The 17000-nt window shown below is 62.2% G+C and carries 15 protein-coding genes; 7 read left to right on the top strand and 8 right to left on the bottom strand.

Annotated elements, in window-relative coordinates:
• Positions 1-14: 14 nt before the first annotated feature.
• Entirely contained in the window at positions 15-1439 is a 1425-nt protein-coding gene (glnA, locus tag QP305_RS07855) for a type I glutamate--ammonia ligase (protein ID WP_087070667.1), read from the bottom strand.
• Positions 1440-1598: 159 nt separating this feature from the next.
• A complete protein-coding gene (locus QP305_RS07850) occupies positions 1599-2300 on the bottom strand; it encodes a DUF4191 domain-containing protein (protein WP_087070668.1) in 702 nt (233 codons plus the stop codon).
• A gap of 331 nt (positions 2301-2631) precedes the next feature.
• Between QP305_RS07850 and QP305_RS07845 the strand changes: the two genes are divergently transcribed.
• On the top strand, positions 2632-3249 hold the full coding sequence (locus QP305_RS07845; RefSeq protein WP_284904811.1) for a hypothetical protein: 618 nt from the start codon (positions 2632-2634) through the stop codon (positions 3247-3249).
• Positions 3250-3557: 308 nt separating this feature from the next.
• On the opposite strand, the gene sucB is transcribed toward QP305_RS07845, so the two are convergent.
• Together sucB and lpdA are read right to left on the bottom strand one after the other, a co-directional pair.
• On the bottom strand, positions 3558-5318 hold the full coding sequence (gene sucB, locus QP305_RS07840) for a 2-oxoglutarate dehydrogenase, E2 component, dihydrolipoamide succinyltransferase (RefSeq protein ID WP_284904810.1): 1761 nt from the start codon (positions 5316-5318) through the stop codon (positions 3558-3560).
• Positions 5319-5336: 18 nt separating this feature from the next.
• Positions 5337-6710 carry a dihydrolipoyl dehydrogenase gene (gene lpdA / locus QP305_RS07835; protein WP_284904809.1) on the bottom strand — a complete coding sequence of 458 codons (1374 nt, stop codon included), beginning with the start codon at positions 6708-6710 and terminating at the stop codon, positions 5337-5339.
• A 125-nt stretch (positions 6711-6835) separates the two neighbouring features.
• Here lpdA and QP305_RS07830 point away from each other — a divergent pair, with 125 nt between their 5' ends.
• The gene (locus QP305_RS07830; RefSeq protein WP_284904808.1) at positions 6836-7150 is read left to right on the top strand and encodes an oxidoreductase; all 315 of its coding nucleotides are present in this window, start codon (positions 6836-6838) and stop codon (positions 7148-7150) included.
• An 81-nt stretch (positions 7151-7231) separates the two neighbouring features.
• The gene (locus QP305_RS07825) at positions 7232-7657 is read left to right on the top strand and encodes a hypothetical protein (RefSeq protein ID WP_284904807.1); all 426 of its coding nucleotides are present in this window, start codon (positions 7232-7234) and stop codon (positions 7655-7657) included.
• A gap of 29 nt (positions 7658-7686) precedes the next feature.
• Here QP305_RS07825 and QP305_RS07820 read toward each other — a convergent pair whose 3' ends face one another.
• The gene (locus QP305_RS07820; RefSeq protein WP_284904806.1) at positions 7687-8379 is read right to left on the bottom strand and encodes a DUF3043 domain-containing protein; all 693 of its coding nucleotides are present in this window, start codon (positions 8377-8379) and stop codon (positions 7687-7689) included.
• A gap of 222 nt (positions 8380-8601) precedes the next feature.
• On the opposite strand from QP305_RS07820, the gene QP305_RS07815 reads away from it, so the two are divergent.
• Both QP305_RS07815 and QP305_RS07810 read left to right on the top strand, forming a co-directional pair.
• Positions 8602-9957 (top strand): dipeptidase, encoded by a 1356-nt coding sequence (locus QP305_RS07815; protein WP_284904805.1) that lies wholly within the window; start codon positions 8602-8604, stop codon positions 9955-9957.
• A 65-nt stretch (positions 9958-10022) separates the two neighbouring features.
• Positions 10023-11024 carry an FKBP-type peptidyl-prolyl cis-trans isomerase gene (locus QP305_RS07810; protein WP_284904804.1) on the top strand — a complete coding sequence of 334 codons (1002 nt, stop codon included), beginning with the start codon at positions 10023-10025 and terminating at the stop codon, positions 11022-11024.
• A gap of 211 nt (positions 11025-11235) precedes the next feature.
• Here QP305_RS07810 and QP305_RS07805 read toward each other — a convergent pair whose 3' ends face one another.
• The 3 genes from QP305_RS07805 to QP305_RS07795 all read right to left on the bottom strand — a co-directional run bounded on the left by QP305_RS07805 (position 11236) and on the right by QP305_RS07795 (position 14420).
• Positions 11236-11862 carry a superoxide dismutase gene (locus tag QP305_RS07805; protein WP_284904822.1) on the bottom strand — a complete coding sequence of 209 codons (627 nt, stop codon included), beginning with the start codon at positions 11860-11862 and terminating at the stop codon, positions 11236-11238.
• A gap of 133 nt (positions 11863-11995) precedes the next feature.
• Positions 11996-13858 (bottom strand): DEDD exonuclease domain-containing protein, encoded by a 1863-nt coding sequence (locus QP305_RS07800; protein ID WP_284904803.1) that lies wholly within the window; start codon positions 13856-13858, stop codon positions 11996-11998.
• A gap of 52 nt (positions 13859-13910) precedes the next feature.
• A complete protein-coding gene (locus tag QP305_RS07795) occupies positions 13911-14420 on the bottom strand; it encodes an SdpI family protein (protein ID WP_284904802.1) in 510 nt (169 codons plus the stop codon).
• A 69-nt stretch (positions 14421-14489) separates the two neighbouring features.
• Here QP305_RS07795 and QP305_RS07790 point away from each other — a divergent pair, with 69 nt between their 5' ends.
• Positions 14490-15704, top strand: coding sequence for a pyrophosphate--fructose-6-phosphate 1-phosphotransferase (locus QP305_RS07790; protein ID WP_284896588.1), 1215 nt, complete (start codon positions 14490-14492; stop codon positions 15702-15704).
• A 233-nt stretch (positions 15705-15937) separates the two neighbouring features.
• On the top strand, positions 15938-17000 hold a 1063-nt coding region (locus QP305_RS07785; RefSeq protein ID WP_284904801.1), incomplete at its 3' end, for a 3-deoxy-7-phosphoheptulonate synthase.

The raw sequence follows: 17000 nt of genomic DNA, 5'->3' as shown, positions 1-17000 counted from the left end.
TCGGCAGCGCCCGTTTAGAGCGTGTAGTACAGCTCGAATTCGTACGGGTGGGGGCGGGCCCGCAGCGGGGTGACCTCCGCATCCATCTTGTATTTAATCCAGGTGGCGATGAAGTCCTCGGTGAACACATCGCCCTCGAGGAGGAAATCGTGATCGGCTTCCAGCTCGGCCAAAGCCGCATCGAGGGAGGCCGGAATCGTCTCAATATCCGCGTATTCTTCCGGCGGCAGCTCGTAAATATCCTTATCGATGGGCGCCGGCGGCTCAATCCGGTTGCGGATGCCGTCCAGGCCCGCCATGAGCTCCGCGGAGAAAGCCAGGTAGGGATTGGCGGTCGGGTCGGGAACCCGGAATTCAATACGCTTGGCAGCCGGGGAATTCCCGCTCAGCGGAATCCGGATCGCCGCCGAACGATTACGCGCCGAATACACCAAATTAATCGGCGCCTCAAAGCCGGGAACCAGGCGGCGGTAGGAATTCACGGACGGATTAGTGAAAGCCGCGAGCGCCTTCCCGTGGGCCAGCAAACCGCCCACGTACCAGCGCGCGAGGTCCGATAGCTGCCCGTAGCCGCGCGGATCGTGGAAAAGTGGCTGCCCATCTTTCCACAGCGACATATGGCAGTGCATCCCCGAGCCGGCCGAATCGAAAAGCGGCTTGGGCATAAAAGTGGCAGTTTTCCCGCACACATCGGCGGCCCGGCGAATGACGTACTTGAATTTCATGAGGTCGTCCGCCGCGGCACGCAAAGAATTGAAGCGATAGTTGATTTCTTGCTGGCCGCCCGAGCCCACTTCGTGATGGGCACGTTCCACATCCAAGCCCACCTGCGCCAAATACTGGCACATGAGGTCACGCACATCCTCATTCGCGTCCACCGGCGCCACCGGGAAATAGCCCTGCTGGTGGGGAATCTTGTAGCCGGTATTCCCGCCCGGCTCCAACCGGCTCGAATTCCACGAGCCCTCATTGGAATCAATCACATACATGGAATGATTGACCGTGGTGTCATAGCGCACGTCGTCGAATAAATAAAACTCGGCTTCCGCACCCACCGAAATCGTGTCCGCAATACCCGTGGAACGCAAGTACGCCTCGGCGCGTTCGGCAACATTGCGCGGATCGCGCGCGAAAGGCTCATCGGTATACGGATCCACCACATTGAAATTCATGACGAGGGTGGGTTCCGCGCGGAACGGATCCACAAAGGCGGTGGACACATCCGGAAGCAGTTTCATATCCGATTCATGAATCGAGGTGAAACCGCGGATCGAGGAGCCATCGAACATATAGCCCTCGTTCATTTTTTCGGCGGTTGCCTGGGTGGCGGGCACCGTGAAATGCTGCATCACGCCAGGCAGGTCACAGAAGCGAATATCAAGAAATTCGATCTCGTTTGCCGCGATAAACTCGGCAGCTTCGGCGACACTTGTGAACATGCGGACTCCTCCCGGCGCGCGGCGCGGCTAGCGGTGCGGTTACCCCATGTAGTTTAGCGTGCTGCCCCCGGCTCAAAAAACCTCCGGGCGTGCCTCCGCCCGGAGAACTCACGCGGAATTCCCCGGGCGGATACTACATATGTACGACGACGGCGCGGCCTACTGGCCGCGCAGGGCCCGCCGATTAGCGCGAATATTAGTGGGATCAATTCCCTTGGGGATATTGAGTGCCTTATTCCCCAAAGCTTCGAGGCGCTGGGCCAGGGCAGAAACTTCTTGGGCGGAAATTTCCTTCTTGAGCTTCTTAATAGCCTTTTCGATCTTGGCCAACGGGACCTGCCCTTCGCCATTGCCCATGAAAATGGCGTGCACCGGGGCATTCGGGGCTACCCGGCGGATGGCGCGGCGCTCATCATCAACGAGCTTGCGGGTACGCGAGATGGGGCCTTCGGCAACCAGAACCACGCCGGGGCGCCCGATGAGGCGGAAAACGAAATCCTGGTGGCGGGCGTTGAAACGCACCGGTTCGGTTTGCTTGACCCACGAGCCGCGCAGCGAATCAAGAATCGCGGAGGTGGCTCCCGGCATGCCATCCAGCTGCGCGTAGCTAGCCGAGCGCACCGCCCGGGTGAGAAGCAGCATGGGAAGCAGGAGCATGAGGAGGATCCCGAACACGGTCCATGCGATCCAGCTCTTGGTGAGGAAACCGAGGAGAATACCGATTCCCAGGCCCGCGAGCCCGGCCAGGGCAAGCCACCAGCCCAGATGCTTGTAGGTGCGCTTCGCGATGGTGAATGCGTCACGCAGAGTCTTGAAAAAGCCCGGCTTCTTCTTCGCGCCCTTGTTCTTATCCTGTGCCATCTGATTCCTTTTAGATCCTTCTCGATAGTCCCCGTCGATTCTAGACGATAGCGCCGGCTTTGTTGAGCGCCTGGCCCAATCTCACGCTGGCGGACAGTTGTTCGGGGGTGGGGATGTGGATTCCGCGGTGACCGTGGCATCGAGGGCAGCACGGTGATGTGCACGATGGGTCTGTGTGAGGTGTGAGGTGTGAGGTGTGAGGTGCGAGGTGTGAGGTGCGAGGTGTGAGGTGAGGCGTGAAGCGTGAGCGGCTTGTGGATAACGACGCAGTGGGGGGCCTGCCTGTGGATGGCTTCTGGACGGGATAGGCCGGCGGTGGTGAAGTAGGCCTATGGCAGGCACAGTGGTGAAGCGGCGCGGGGCAAGCGGGGCACGCGACGGAGGCGGGGTAGGCGGAGCTAGTGACGGGCGCGTGGCTATGTTGGTGCGTCTATGCGTCCTCGGGTTGGTGGCGGGCGTGCTGGCAGGGATGGCACTGGGCGCGCTAGTGCCCACGGTGAAAAAGCCACCCACGGAGCCGGTACGTGGAGAAAAGCCGGAGTATGGCGATGGCGTGGCGTCTGGCGAGGGTCTGGCACGTGGCTCCGGTGCGAATACCGAGCCGGAGCCGGACGCTGTGGCGGTAGCACGCCAGTTAGTGGCGGCCCGCGATGTCGCCATTAGCGCGGGTGATATAGCAGCGCTGAACGCCTTGAACATGCCGGATGGTGAAGCGGCGGCGGCCGATGCGAAGTTGCGTAGGGTGCTGGAGAGTGCACCGGTTGCGCAGGTGGAAACCGAGGTGCGGGAAGCTTCCTGGGTGGGGGAGAACCTTCTTGAAGTCGTCACGGTGCAGCGCCGCCTCATTCTCGCCAGCGGGGAAACTATTGGGCAGCAGCCGGAGCGGTGTGCGCGCTGGCAGCTGAGCCCGCAGCCGTGGCGCGTGGTGGCCGTCCACCCGTGCTCGTGAAGGTGGCGGCCGGCGAGGGCGTGCAGTTTTGGTTGCGCTGGGCTTCCACCCGTGCCCGTGAAGGCTATCGCATGAGCGGTATGGAGAAGGCCAGCCGAGTGGGGTGCTTGAGTAGTAACCATTGTGGTTATTGGGGCTGCGGACTGCCTATCAACCGAAAACTCCCCGGTATCCAGAATGCCAGATAGCACTACCGGAACCGGGGAGCTTCCCGCGCGCGTGATCACGCGCGCGGTTGAGGTTGCGTTACTGAGTTACGTAGCACCTGAGATGCACTGCGTAACCCAGGAACCGAGTTCCTTCGTTCCTTAGAACGCGCCCTCGAAATCGGCTTCTTCCAGGCGGGCCTTGAATTCCTTGAGGAACCGGCCGGCATCTGCGCCGTCCACCAAACGGTGATCGTAGGTGATCGCCGGGTAGAGGTAGGAACGAATGCCAATGGATTCGTTGCCGTCCGCGTCCTTGACGATGCCAGGTTCGCGCATAATCGCGCCGATACCCAGGATGGCCACCTCGGGCTGGTTGATGACCGGGGTGTCAAACATGACGCCGTTCGAACCGGTATTCGTAATGGTGAAGGTACCGCCGGTGAGATCATCGACCGCTGCTTCGCCATTGCGTACCTTGGCCGCGCCGGTATTGATCGCCCGGGCCAGGCCCGCGATATTGAGATCGCCCGCGTTCTTGATAACCGGAACGAACAGGCCCTTCGGGGTATCCACCGCGATGCCGATATTCTCGTAATCGAAGTACTCCACCTCATTGTCCTTGATGGTGGCGTTGAGCTTCGGGTGGTTCTTCAGGGTATCGATGGCGGCCTTGACGAAGAAGGGCAGGTAGGTCAGCTTGGTGCCTTCACGTTCGGCGAAAGCAGCCTTATTGGCTTCCCGGAGCTTGACGATCTTCGTGACATCCACCTTGATCACGGTGGTCAGCTGCGCCGAAATCTGGAGGGATTCAACCATGCGTTTGGCGATGGTCTGGCGCAGGCGCGTCATCTTCGCGGTGGTACCGCGCAGCTGAGCTGCCTCAGCAGACGGTGCGCTCGGAGTAGCCTTCTTCGCCGCGGCGGGCGCGGGTGCAGCGGCCTGGGCAGGCTGGGAAGCAGCGGCCTGGGCACGCGCGGCTTCTTCCACGGCCTTCTTCGCGGCCGCGGCTGCCGCTTCCACATCCTGGCGGCGAATACGCCCGCCCACACCGGAGCCCTTGACTCCGGACAGGTCCACATCCAAGTCCTTGGCGAGCTTGCGCACAATCGGAGTGATGTAGGCATCCGGTTCGGAGAACCCGGTACCGGCATCAGCCGCATCCAGATCCGGCGTGTTCGCCTGGTTTTCCTGCTGGGCCGGGGTGCCGTGCTGCGGGGTTCCGGAAGCCGGTTCCTGGACCGCTGTCACACTGGCCGGTGCTTCAGCCGGGGCCGCACCGGCGGCGGGAGCCGCGGGTGCGGGCGCGGCTGCGCCGTCGCCGATATAAGCGATGACGGTGCCTACCGCAACCGTTTCATCTTCCTGGACCACAATCTTCTGGATGATGCCGGCGGCTGGGGCCGGGACTTCCGAATCGACCTTGTCCGTGGAGACCTCCACGATGGGCTGGTCGGCTTCGACTTCATCGCCTTCGGCCACCAGCCACGAGGTGACGGTTCCCTCATTGACTGATTCGCCCAGGGCCGGCATCTTCACTTCCACACCGGTGGCGCCCGAACCACCTTCCGGCGCGGCGGGTGCGGCGGGCGCAGCTGCCGGCGCAGGAGCGGCAGCAGGAGCAGGAGCCGCTTCTTCCGCGTGGGCCGCATTGCTGGCGGGAGCTGCCGAAGCAGCCACGCCGGAGCCATCACCGATATAGGCGAGAATGGCACCCACTTCAACTTCTTCATCTTCCTGGACGAGGATCTGTTCGATCACGCCTTCCGCGGGGGAGGGGACTTCCGAATCGACCTTGTCTGTGGAGACTTCCACAATCGGCTCGTCGAGCGAAACAGTATCGCCCACCTGCTTGAGCCAGGCGGTCACGGTACCGGTGGTGACGGATTCGCCCAGGGCGGGCATCTTCAACGGTTCAGACATAGAGTTATCTCCCTCGATTTAGTGGTTGTGGAGCGGCTTGCCCGCGAGGACCAGTGCCGCTTCGCCGATTGCTTCGTTCTGGGTGGGGTGGGCGTGGATAAGACCATCGAAGTCCTGCGCGTAGGCTTCCCAGGCCACCATGAGTTCGCCTTCGCCAATCTGTTCGGACATGCGCGCCCCGATGGCGTGGAAGCCCACGATGGGACCATCCTTGACCGCAACCAGCTTGACGAAACCGGCCGCGCCCAGCATCTGGGACTTGCCGTTCCCGGTGAGGTTGAAGGTGGCAGTGGTGATATTTTCCTTGCCGTATTCTTCCTCGGCCTTATCCTGGTTGAGACCCACGGAGGCGATTTCCGGGGTGCAGAAAGTGACGCGCGGGATCTTCGTTTCGTCAATCACCTTGGGGTTGAGGCCCGCAATATCTTCGGCAACGAAAATACCCTGGAGGAAACCGCGGTGTGCCAGCTGGAGGCCGGGCACAATATCGCCCACCGCGTAGATTCCATCAACGTTCGTGCGCAGGCGCTCATCGGTGAGCACGAAACCACGATCCATCTTCACCCCGACTTCTTCGTAGCCGAGGTTCGCGGTGGCCGGGCCGCGCCCGATAGCGATGAGCAGGTAATCCGCCTCGAATTCCTTGCCGTCCTGGGTGAAAACCTTGACGGAATGATCGGTTTGTTCGAGGTGATCAAACATGGTTCCGGTGGCGAATTTAATGCCGCGCTTGCGGAACTGGCGTTCCAGATTCTTGGACACTTCCGCATCCTCATTGGGAACCAGGCGCGGCAGGCCCTCAATAATCTGGACTTCCGCACCGTAGGAGCGCCACGCGGAGGCGAATTCCACCCCGATAACCCCGCCGCCCAGCACGATCACGGATCCGGGGGCCTCACCCAGCTCCAGCGCTTCGGTGGAGGTGAGGACGCGGCCGGTGATCTCCTGGCCGATGGTCTTCGAGTAGGAACCGGAGGCCAGCACAACGTGCTTGCCGCGGTAGTGCACGCCATTAACTTCGATGGTGTCCTTTGCGACGAGCTTGCCCCAGCCCTGCACAATCTCCACACCGCGCGAGGAGACCAGGCCGGTCAGGCCCTTGAACATCTTCTCGATCACGCCGTTCTTGTAGGCCTGCAAGGTGTGCATATCAATGCCCTCAAAGGAACCTTTCACGCCAATGGACGGGCCTTCGCGCATTTCATCGGCAACATCAGCGGCGTGCAGCAATGCTTTGGTGGGGATGCACCCGCGGTGCAAACAGGTACCGCCGAGCTTGTCAGCCTCAATGAGAGCAACGGTCAGGCCGAGCTGACCGGCACGAAGCGCGGCCGCGTAGCCGCCGCTGCCGCCACCGAGGATGACGACGTCGTACTCTTTCGTTTCTGCCACAGGATTTCCCTTCGCAATACAACATTTTGGAATGCGGTACAAGAGCCGCTATACCTATATTCTGCCATGCCGAGGTGTTATCTGGGACGCATCACGCTCCCAGCGAGGGTCGCTAAAATCACCGTATGGGTCTTTTTTCGCGTCGCTCCCGTTCCCGCGCTGCTCACGGCGGTGCTCGCCGTTCGGCGACGGCGAAACACTTCGCCGATTTCATCGAGACTCGCGCGGGGGTGGAAGCCTATTTTGAGGTGGAAACTCCGCGTGAGCCGGCAGCTCTTCTCCTCGTTGCTCGCACCGGGGAGTGGACCCGCCGGCGGGTGCCCGATCTGGCCGCCGGAGCGCAACTTGCCCGGGAGCTGGGCGTACCTTTCTACGAAATTAATCGCACCGGCTATCCCGAGTCGGTGCGCCGTTGGAACGCGGAGCACCGGCGCGCTTAAAGGTTTATGATGGTACGTCGTCTCCGCGGTCAGCTCCGCGAAGGAGGCGCACAGCCAGTGCAGGATTCTGGGAGGAGCCAGGTGAATAGTGAAATGATTCGAGACGAGAGGCGCACCGCCGTGGGCTGGCCTCTCTTCCTCCTCATTGCGCTGAGCCTGGGGGCCGCTATTTTCGTGTGGCGGGCCATTGTTGCGGGCACCGAAGATTTTCAGCTGGGCTATCCCGGGCGCATGACCACCACCCTGGTGGCGGCGCTTGTGTGGGTGCTGGCTTGCGCCGGCTCGCTCCATAACGGGCGGCGGATGCGGTGGGTGGCCACCACCTGCTGGAGCACCAATATTGTGATGGCCGTGGTGGGCGTGGTCATCCCTGATCTTTTCCACCAGGTGAGCCCCTGGTATCAGGCCGGTGCCACCTATTATTACCTTCCCACCCTCGGGGCCATTGCCGGGCTGGCCTGGATTATGTGGTCCCGGCCAGCCAGCATCGCCCAGCGTAATCTTTAGTTTTCTTTAGGTTTCTTTAGCCCTTCGCTTTACTTCGCGGCCCGCTTCATTTCTTTCTTCGCTTCCCGCGCCTTCTTGAGATCTGCGGGAGTGCCGCCCTCGGGGTACTCACCGAATTTCACCATGGGGCGAGGCATGCGCCAGCGCCGCGGGGTAAACCCGCGCGACATCATCTGCCCGACCAGGCGATCCGGAGTCTTATCCTCCCCGTATTTGTATTCGACCAGGGTGCGCACCTGGCGGGCCCGCCACCACGATTCGAGGGCCATGAGCACCAGGATCGCGTAGCAGGTAATAACGAACACATTGAAGACCAGCGGGAAGCGGGTGAGGGTGAAAACACCGGCGATCATAATGACGGCCAGGAAGAGCATGAGCGAGGAGAACTGGAAGCGCGAATCAAGAGCATCGCGCGCGAAAGCCCGCTGCACGCCCGCATGGGCGAGGGGCATATTCCGAATATCCCCCGTTTTCATCGCGGTTTGTTCGCGTTCCCAGCGCTCGGAAGAACGGGCGCGTTCCTCGGCCTTGCGGGCCTTCTTTTCCTCGCGGGTCATGGAGGATTTATCAGAAATAATCGGCCGGCGGTGGCGCGCTTCCACGTCCTTACGCTTCGGGGTGGGGGCTCCCTTGCCCGGGGTGTATCCCTTGGGATGAGTGGAGGCGGGGGCTGCCTGTTCTTGCGCCTTTTCTACTGCCTCTTTCTTGCGGCCGAATGCCATCTCAACTCCTGCGTCGTCGCCAACTATGCCTTGAACGAGAATAGTCTAACCGTTCGCGCGCGGCCGCCCTGTCCATTACCCGCGCACACTACCGTAGCCGTTCCCTTTACCGCCCGCGCACACTACCGCAGCCATTCACGTAAAGCCGGCCACGCACGGCCTGCGCCGTCGTTGTTCAGCACCCGCCGCGCCCGCGGGCGCGAACCCGGTACCCTAGGACGTATGAGTAGTGATCTTGTTGCTCGCGTGGATGAGGCCCTGCCCGTCCATCGCGCTTTGCTTGAGGACCTTGTCCGTATTCCTTCCGTTTCCGCCGATGCATTTGATCAGGCCAAAGTGCGTGAATCCGCGGAATTCGTGGCGCGCATGGCCCGCGAACGCGGTTTCGACGTCGATATTATTGAATTGGAAACGCCCCACGGGAAGGGCCGCCCGGCGATTCTTGCCCATAAGCACGTCGGCGATGATAAGCCCACCATTCTTCTTTACGCGCATCACGATGTGCAGCCCCAGGGCACCCTGGACGGTTGGGAATCCGATCCTTTCGAGCCGGTGGAAAAGAACGGACGCCTCTACGGGCGCGGCACTGCGGACGATAAGGCCGGCGTGCTCGTCCACATGGCCGCGATTTCGGCCCTCGGCGATGACCTGGCCGTGAACGTCACCCTCTTTATCGAAGGTGAAGAAGAAATCGGTTCGCCTACCTTCCACGCTTTCCTGGAAACCTACCGGGATCGCCTCGAAGCCGATGCCATCGTGGTAGCTGATTCGGGTAACTGGAAGGTGGGGGTGCCCTCCCTGACCACGTCGCTGCGCGGCGTCGTGCGCTTGGGTGTGGAAGTGTCCACTCTCACCCACGGCGTGCATTCGGGCCAGTACGGCGGGCCCACTCTCGATGCGGTGACCGCCCTCGCGCGGATTATCGCCACCTTGCACGACGAGAACGGCGACGTTGCGGTTCCCGGCCTGGATGCGTGGGATGATGCCGACGTCGATTACGAAGAAGAGCACCTGCGCCGCGATGCCGCGATTCTGCCCGGCATGCAGCTCCTGGGCACCGGCTCCTTCAATTCGCGCATGTGGACGAAACCCTCCATCGCCGTGATCGGCATGGACGTGACCTCCACCGCGGAAGCCTCCAATACCGTGATTCCCTCCGCGCGGGCCTTCCTTTCCATGCGGGTGGCTCCCGGTCAGGATCCCCAGCGTGCCGGCGAGCTGCTGGCCGAATACATTGAGGCCCAGGCGCCGTTCGGTGCCACCGTGGTCACCGAAGTTGCGGAAGCGGGTTCCGGTTTCAAGGCCGGGGAGGATACCCCCATTATGCATCTGGCCCGCGAAGCCCTCAGCGAAGCCTTCGGTCACGAATCGGTGGACATCGGCACCGGCGGGTCTATTCCCTTCATTTCTGACCTCGCGGAAGTCTTCCCGGAGGCGGAGATTTTGGTGACGGGCGTGGAAGATCCGGACGCGCGCGCTCACGCTCATAACGAATCCTTGCACCTGGGCGATTGGCGTAACGCTATTCTGGCGGAGGCGCTGCTCCTGGAGAAACTGGGCGCGGGCGAAAGCCGCTAAAGCGCGGATACGCGAAGGCCGCGGCGCACTCAAGCGGCACGAACGGGATGAAGAAAGTGACATTGATGGGAAAGAAAATTCTTGCGGGCTGCACGGCGGCCTTGCTCGCGTGCAGCCTCGCGGCATGTTCGGGTGGGAACGACGGCGCAGCTAGCTCAACACCGGCTGCTTCGGAATCCGCGAGCGCTGAGGCAAGTGGCGCGGTGGAAAGTCCCGCCCCCGGGGAAGTTCCCGAGATCGCGTACTCGGGGGAGGGCATGCCGTCCCTGGGCGGCACGGCGCAGGCACCGCTGCTGGAGTTCCCGAAGGGGGACGCTCCCGCGGATGTGCGGGTGCGGGTGCTCGAACAGGGCAGCGGCGCGGAATTGGGCGCCGATGCGGTGGCCAAGGTCAATTACGTGGGCCAAGTGTGGGGGAAGAACGAGCCTTTCGATTCTTCCTATTCGCGTAATGCTCCGGCCACATTCCCGCTCGCCCAGGTGATCCCGGGCTGGAGCCACACTCTGGCCAAGGCCCACGTGGGGGACAAGCTGATTTTGTCCATCCCTGCCAAGTGGGGCTACGGACCTTCGGGTGGTACCCAGGATGGCTCCATCGGGGCCACGGATACCATCGCGTTCTACGTGGAAATTCTGGATGCCTGGAACGCGAAGAGTGCGGGTGAGGCCGGTGCCACGGTGGAAACTGCCGCTGATGCGCTCCCGGTGGAATACAAGGGGGACTTGGGCCAGCCCATTACCGAGATCCGGGTGAAAGAGGGCGCGGAGGCTCCCGCGGAGCTTAAGGCCACGGTTATTGCCCGCGGCAGCGGGGCTCCCCTCCCGGAGAAGGGCACCTATGTGCTTCAGTTCGCGGCCGCGCAATGGGATAACGCCCACGCGGAAAATACCTGGGCGCCCACAACGGCGAACTATCCGGCCGGGCCGCGTTCGGTTCCGTCTACCCAGCAGATTTTTGCGCCCCTGGCCGGGGTGCCGGTGGGTTCGCGGGTTCTGCTGAGCGTGCCCAGTAAGGACAATCCGGCCCAGGCCATTGCCGTGGTGGTCGATATTCTCTCCGCGGTGTAGTTGCCAGGTAGTTACTGGGTCGCTACCAGGTAATTGCCGGATAGTTGCCGGATAGTTACCGGGTAGCTACCGGCGGTTTCGGATAGGGCTGAAAATGGCCCCGGATAGCGTAAGGGCGAGGTACCTCAATAGAGGTGGCCTCGCCCTTCGTGCTATTTAGGAAGGATGCCGCGCGTATCTATGAATAGCGCCGGCGCGGTGTGCGCGTGAGTTATTTGCGAATGAGGAGGCCGGCAGCCTGCTCCTGGGCAGTGGTCAAACGCTTCCCGGCTTCTTCCCAATTGACAATATTCCAGATCGCCTTGACGTAATCGGCCTTGACGTTGAGGTAGTCAAGATAGAAGGCGTGCTCCCACATATCGAGCTGGAAAACGGGCAGCACCCCGGCGGGCACATTATTGGCCTGGTCATACATTTGGTAGATCACCAGTTTGCCGGCCACGGAATCGTAGCCGAGCACCGCCCAGCCCGAGCCTTGAATGCCGGTGGCTACGGCCGTGAACTGCTTCTGGAAGGTGGCGAAATCACCGAAGGAATCCTTGATGGCTTCGGCAAGTTCGCCTTCCGGCTGCCCACCGCCGTCGGGAGAGAGCAGGGTCCAGAAAATCGAGTGGTTAATATGACCGCCCAGATTGAAGGAAAAATCCTTCGTGTACTGGTTTACCGCCGCGAAATCGCCCTTCTCGCGAGCCTCGCTGAGGTTCTCCAGGGCTTTATTGGCGCCGTCTACGTAGGTCTTGTGGTGTTTATCGTGGTGGAGCTCCATGATCTTTCCGGAAATATGCGGTTCGAGTGCCGCGTAATCGTAGGGAAGATCGGGGAGGGTGTAGGTTGCCATTCTCATACTCCAATTCTGGGCGGCATCGCGGTGCCACCCGTTAGATATGTTCGGAATCTCCGAACAGTAATTGAATGCGAACACCACCAGTATATGTGGTGTCCGGCACATAGGTGGCGAGAATGGAGGAGGTTTAGCGCTCAGCCAAGCCGGGCGATTCTTCGGCGCCCGGGAAGGAAGTGGCGAAGCGGTGGGCGGAGGCGAGGGGGACCGCGAGGGGAACCTCGCCCTCAATGGCGAGCACTCGCGAGCGCGGATCAGCTAGCCATGCGGCCAGGAGCTGGGTTTCCTCCGGGTGGGCGTGCTCGGCGGCGCGGGCGGGAGCCGCGAGCAGGGGAGTGGCACTGCGGAGCGCTGCGGCATGTTCGGGAACATCGCGGGCTTCGCTGACCGTCGCGCTAGCAAGTAGCCTGCCGTAACTCGCAAGGATGATTTCCCAGTGGTCCTCTCGCTTAGACGCGGCGACGACGCAGCTTGCTCGCCACAGCGGAACCAACAATTCCCGCCGCTGGGCTGCGGTGAGGAGCGCCGAAAGCCGGTCGCGTTCCACTCCGGCTTCTTCGAAACGCTCCTGGGCGGCCAGGCGGGCAATGCGGGCCATCTGGTGGTCCCATACTTCGGCAAGGGAGCCAGCCAACAGCCGGTGGGCGCGGGAGATGGCCACTGCGGCGGTGTTCACGGTGCCCCGCGGGGCAAGATAGCAGGGCGCGTGGGAGGCGAAACGGCACGGGCAATCGCTCAGATCTGTCTGGCGGGGCACGTTGAGGCCGGCGGGGTTGAGCCCGGCTTCATCACCGATGAGTTCAGCGGCGCGCCGGGCAGCGCTGCGGGAACCGAAAGGCCCCAGGGAGTTCGCGACTTCCGTTGCCGAACAGCTGCGCGTAATTATCAGGCGTGCCACGGGCGTGGTATCCAGGCTGATCCAGGTGCGGGTGTGCGGGCGGCGCGAGCGGCGATTATAGGGCGGGTCGAAGCGGGTGATATCGCGCAGCTCCACCACCCGCGCTTCTAGCAGAGTGGCGGTGGGGGTGGTTTCTACCCGGGTGGCCAGCTCTACCATTTCTATCATGCGGCGGCGTTTTTCCGCGGCGGTGAAATACTGGCGCACCCTCCGGTACATATTCCCGGAGCTACCCACGTAGAGAACCTCATCATTCGGGCCGATAAAACGGTAGCTACCCGGGCCGTGCGGCACCTGATCGGCGAGCACGGCGCGGCGGCGCCGGCGGGCCGGAACCGGATTGGATGCGGTGAGCAGGTCCTCAATGTGGGTGACTCCCAGCGGGCCGAGCCGCCCGATCATTGCGTGGAGTACATCCACGGTGGCCCGCGCATCATCGAGGGCCCGATGGCTTGGCTGCACCGCAGCCCGGCAGTAGCCAGCCAGAGTGCTCAATTTGTGATTGGGGACTTCATCGCGGGTGAAAATACGCCGCGCCAGCCCGAGAGTATCGAGGACGCGCAGCCGCGGCCACGCCATGTCTATCGCCTTGCAAGCCCCGCGCAAATGGGACACATCAAAGCGGGCATTATGAGCCACGAGCACCGGTGGCTCCGCCGCCGGGCTGCGACCGGCCGTTCCGCTGCTAGGAACAGGTGCGCCACCGTCAAGCGCTGGGGCATCAGGCTCAAGAAAATCGAGAAAAGCAGGGAGAACCTCGCTAAGCGGGGGAGCGCTCACCGTCATCGCGGTGGTGATTCCGGTGAGCACAGTGATCTGGGCCGGGATGGGCACCCCGGGATTGACGAGTGAGGAAAACTCCTGCACCACCTCCCCGCCGCACACTTTCACCGCCCCAATTTCGGTAAGTGAATGCGCCCCGGGCCGCCCTCCGGTGGTTTCCACGTCCACCACCACGAAGGTCACTTCCTCCAGGGGAGTACCGAGGTCCGCGAATTCCAGCTGGCGGGGCAGCAACGGGCGGTCGGATCGATACACCTCAATAGGTTCGGTATCGATCCGGCCGCCGGGCCGCGGAATATGCCGTGCTGTCATGATTTTTAGCCTAGCGCGGAGCTACGACATAAATTCGCGCGGAGGTAGCGCGCTACAGGCGGGCGCCGTCGTCGTAGGGATCGGTATCTTCGCGGGCGGGTGCCGTCAAAATAATGGCGACCACCACGCCCACCAGTGCCCCGCCGGCCAGGATCCAGGCGGTCAGGCGCGGGGCGGGTAGCAGGCCGATAAACATGAGCGCGCTGATGAGGACCAGCACCCCGGTGGCCACCCAGGCGAGACTGGCGTAGCGGTGCGCGGGGGCCTGGGGAACATAATATTCTTCGCGAGAGGCCGGGTCGAAAGTGGCGTCGTCGTCGGAAAAATCTGAATCTTCCGGGGCCGGGGACCAATCGCGCGGGCCGGCCGCACGCCCACCACCCAGCGCCCACGCGGCATCGGTGTAACGCGGGGAAGTATCCACCGGAAGCAGCGCGCCGCCGCCATCGCGGGCGCTATCGATATTCGCTCCCACGCCTTCGGCTTCCAGTTCGCGCGCGATCTTGTCCCACTGCGCATCGAAGCTATTTTCGGGGCGCTCGCCCGTAGGTCCTTCTCTCATGAAAGACACTATAGCGGCGGGTATAATCAACAGCGGAATAATCCCCCAATCAGAAACGGAAGGTTAACGATGACTGTCCGCCGCGTTGCGCTCTTGACCGCCGGAGGTTTCGCCCCGTGTTTGTCCTCGGCCGTGGGTGGCCTCATTGAGCGCTATACGGAAATTGCGCCCGATGTGGAAATTATTGCCTACCAGCATGGCTACCACGGGCTGCTCACCGGGAATTACATCACCATCGATAAGGAAGGGCGTGAACAGGCCCATATCCTGCACCGTTTCGGCGGTTCGCCCATCGGTAACTCCCGCGTCAAGCTGACCAATACCGAGGATCTGGTCAAGCGTGGCCTCGTGGAAGAAGGCGTGAACCCGCTGGAATTCGCCGCCCAGCGCCTCGTGGAAGATGGCGTGGATGTGCTCCACACCATCGGCGGTGATGATACGAATACCACCGCCGCGGATCTGGCCGCCTACCTGGAAGAAAACGGGCATCACCTCGTGGTGGTGGGTCTGCCCAAGACCATCGATAATGACATTATTCCGGTGCGCCAGTCTCTGGGTGCCTGGACCGCCGCGGAAGAAGCCTCGCTCTACGCCCAGCATATTATTGGTGAGCATCGCTCCAACCCGCGCATGCTCATCGTGCACGAAGTTATGGGGCGCAATTGCGGCTACCTCACCGCGCAGGCCTCCAAGTACTACCACGATTGGGTTCAGGAGCAGGAATGGGCTCCGGCGCTGGGCCTAACCAAGGAACGCTGGGATGTACATGCCGTGTTCCTGCCCGAAATGGCGCTGGACATCAACGGCGAAGCCGAGCGTCTGAAGAAGATTATGGATGAGATCGGCAACGTCAATATCTTCCTTTCCGAAGGTGCGGGCGTGGATGAAATCGTGGCCGAAATGGAAGCCGCCGGCCAGGAAGTGCCGCGTGATCCCTTCGGGCACGTCCAGCTCGATAAGGTCAATCCGGGCCGCTGGTTCGCGGAGCAATTCGCGCAGAAGCTCGGCGCCGAAAAGGTCATGGTGCAAAAGTCCGGGTACTTCTCGCGCGCCTGGCACGCCAACGCTGAGGACCTGCGCCTCATCAAGGGCATGGTGGATCTGGCGGTGCAGTGCGCCCTGGAGGGCAAGCCCGGCCTCATCGGCCACGATGAGGAAAACGGTAACGTCCTCACCAATATTGCTTTCCCGCGGGTGAAGGGCCACAAGGCTTTCGATATCACCCAGGATTGGTTCGTGGAGACCATGAAGGCCATCGGCCAGGAGGTCCGCCCGCACGCCTAATGCGGCTGCGCCGTGGGCCTGGGTGGCCCGGCTGAACCGTATCCACACGTGATTGCTCGTCCCGTACCGGTTGACCTGGTGCGGGGCGAGTTTTTTCTGCGGAGCGTGTGGTGGTGCGGTTCGTGTTTCGCGAGGCCGCGCGCGGATGGCGCCGGGTGGTTTTCGTGCCGGTCGCGTCTCATTGCTCCGACGCGATTCCGCCCGCGCACCCGTTCCGGGCTAAGATTTCGTTTATGTTTGAGGACGATACTCATAAAATTGCCGCGCTGGCCCACACCTGGCGCGAGAAGCCCGCTCTGCACCAACCTCGTTACGAGGATGAAGCAGAGCTCGCTGCGGTTATGCAGCGCTTGGCGAAAATGCCGCCCCTGGTTTTTGCGGGTGAATGCGATCGGCTGCGCGAAAGTATCGCGGCCGCGCAACGCGGCGAAGCTTTCGTCCTCATGGGTGGGGATTGCGCTGAATCTTTCGAGCAAATCACCGCGGATCGCATCCGTGCCAAGGTGCGCACCCTCCTGCAAATGTCGGTTATTTTGACCTACGGGGCTTCGGTGCCGGTGGTGAAAATCGGGCGGATGGCCGGCCAGTACTCCAAGCCGCGCTCCCAGGCCACCGAAACTATTGGGGATACTACCTTGCCCTCCTACCTGGGTGATTCCATTAACGGGCACGAATTCACGGCCGCGGCGCGCCGCCATGATCCGCACCGTTTGGAGGAGGCCTACCTGTACTCGGTGGCCACTCTTAACCTCATGCGGGCTTTCACGCGCGGCGGTTTCGCCGACCTGCGTTCCGTGCACGATTGGAACCGCGGTTTTATTGCCAACCCGGCCTACGTGCGGTACGAAAAAACCGCGAGCGAAATTGATCGCGCCATGCGTTTTGTGACCGCGGCCGGGGTCGACGGCGCCCAGCTGGCAGAAACACAATTGTATTCCTCCCACGAGGGCCTGGTGTTGCCCTTCGAGGAAATTATGATGCGCATCGACTCGCGCACCCACGAGCCCTACCTCACCTCCGCACACTTCCTGTGGATCGGGGAACGCACCCGCGATGTTAATGGCGCCCACGTGGAAATGTTCTCCCACGCACGTAACCCGATCGGGGTGAAATTAGGTCCGACGACGACGCCAGATACCGCTCTCGCCCTTATCGATAAGCTCAATCCGGAAGGTGAACCGGGCCGACTCACCTTCATTACCCGCATGGGTGCCGGGCGGGTAGAAGAAGCCCTGCCGCCCCTGGTGGAAGCGGTGCAGCGTGATGGGCGCCCGGTTACCTGGGTCTCGGATCCCA

It is taken from the genome of Actinotignum timonense, from assembly GCF_030216305.1.
Taxonomy (GTDB): domain Bacteria; phylum Actinomycetota; class Actinomycetes; order Actinomycetales; family Actinomycetaceae; genus Actinotignum; species Actinotignum timonense_A.
The sequence above is the reverse complement of the archived record's forward strand: the minus strand, read 5'-3'. Positions and strand labels throughout refer to the sequence as shown.

Bases quoted from the DNA above. Each gene is read 5' to 3' on its own strand.
- QP305_RS07850 (WP_087070668.1), bottom strand. From the start codon at position 2,300: ATGGCACAGGATAAGAACAAGGGCGCGAAGAAGAAGCCGGGCTTTTTC.
- QP305_RS07810 (WP_284904804.1), top strand. From the start codon at position 10,023: ATGGGAAAGAAAATTCTTGCGGGCTGCACGGCGGCCTTGCTCGCGTGC.
- sucB (WP_284904810.1), bottom strand. From the start codon at position 5,318: ATGTCTGAACCGTTGAAGATGCCCGCCCTGGGCGAATCCGTCACCACC.
- QP305_RS07805 (WP_284904822.1), bottom strand. From the start codon at position 11,862: ATGGCAACCTACACCCTCCCCGATCTTCCCTACGATTACGCGGCACTC.
- glnA (WP_087070667.1), bottom strand. From the start codon at position 1,439: ATGTTCACAAGTGTCGCCGAAGCTGCCGAGTTTATCGCGGCAAACGAG.
- QP305_RS07815 (WP_284904805.1), top strand. From the start codon at position 8,602: ATGAGTAGTGATCTTGTTGCTCGCGTGGATGAGGCCCTGCCCGTCCAT.
- QP305_RS07830 (WP_284904808.1), top strand. From the start codon at position 6,836: ATGGGTCTTTTTTCGCGTCGCTCCCGTTCCCGCGCTGCTCACGGCGGT.
- QP305_RS07820 (WP_284904806.1), bottom strand. From the start codon at position 8,379: ATGGCATTCGGCCGCAAGAAAGAGGCAGTAGAAAAGGCGCAAGAACAG.
- QP305_RS07800 (WP_284904803.1), bottom strand. From the start codon at position 13,858: ATGACAGCACGGCATATTCCGCGGCCCGGCGGCCGGATCGATACCGAA.
- QP305_RS07845 (WP_284904811.1), top strand. From the start codon at position 2,632: ATGGCAGGCACAGTGGTGAAGCGGCGCGGGGCAAGCGGGGCACGCGAC.
- QP305_RS07795 (WP_284904802.1), bottom strand. From the start codon at position 14,420: ATGAGAGAAGGACCTACGGGCGAGCGCCCCGAAAATAGCTTCGATGCG.
- QP305_RS07790 (WP_284896588.1), top strand. From the start codon at position 14,490: ATGACTGTCCGCCGCGTTGCGCTCTTGACCGCCGGAGGTTTCGCCCCG.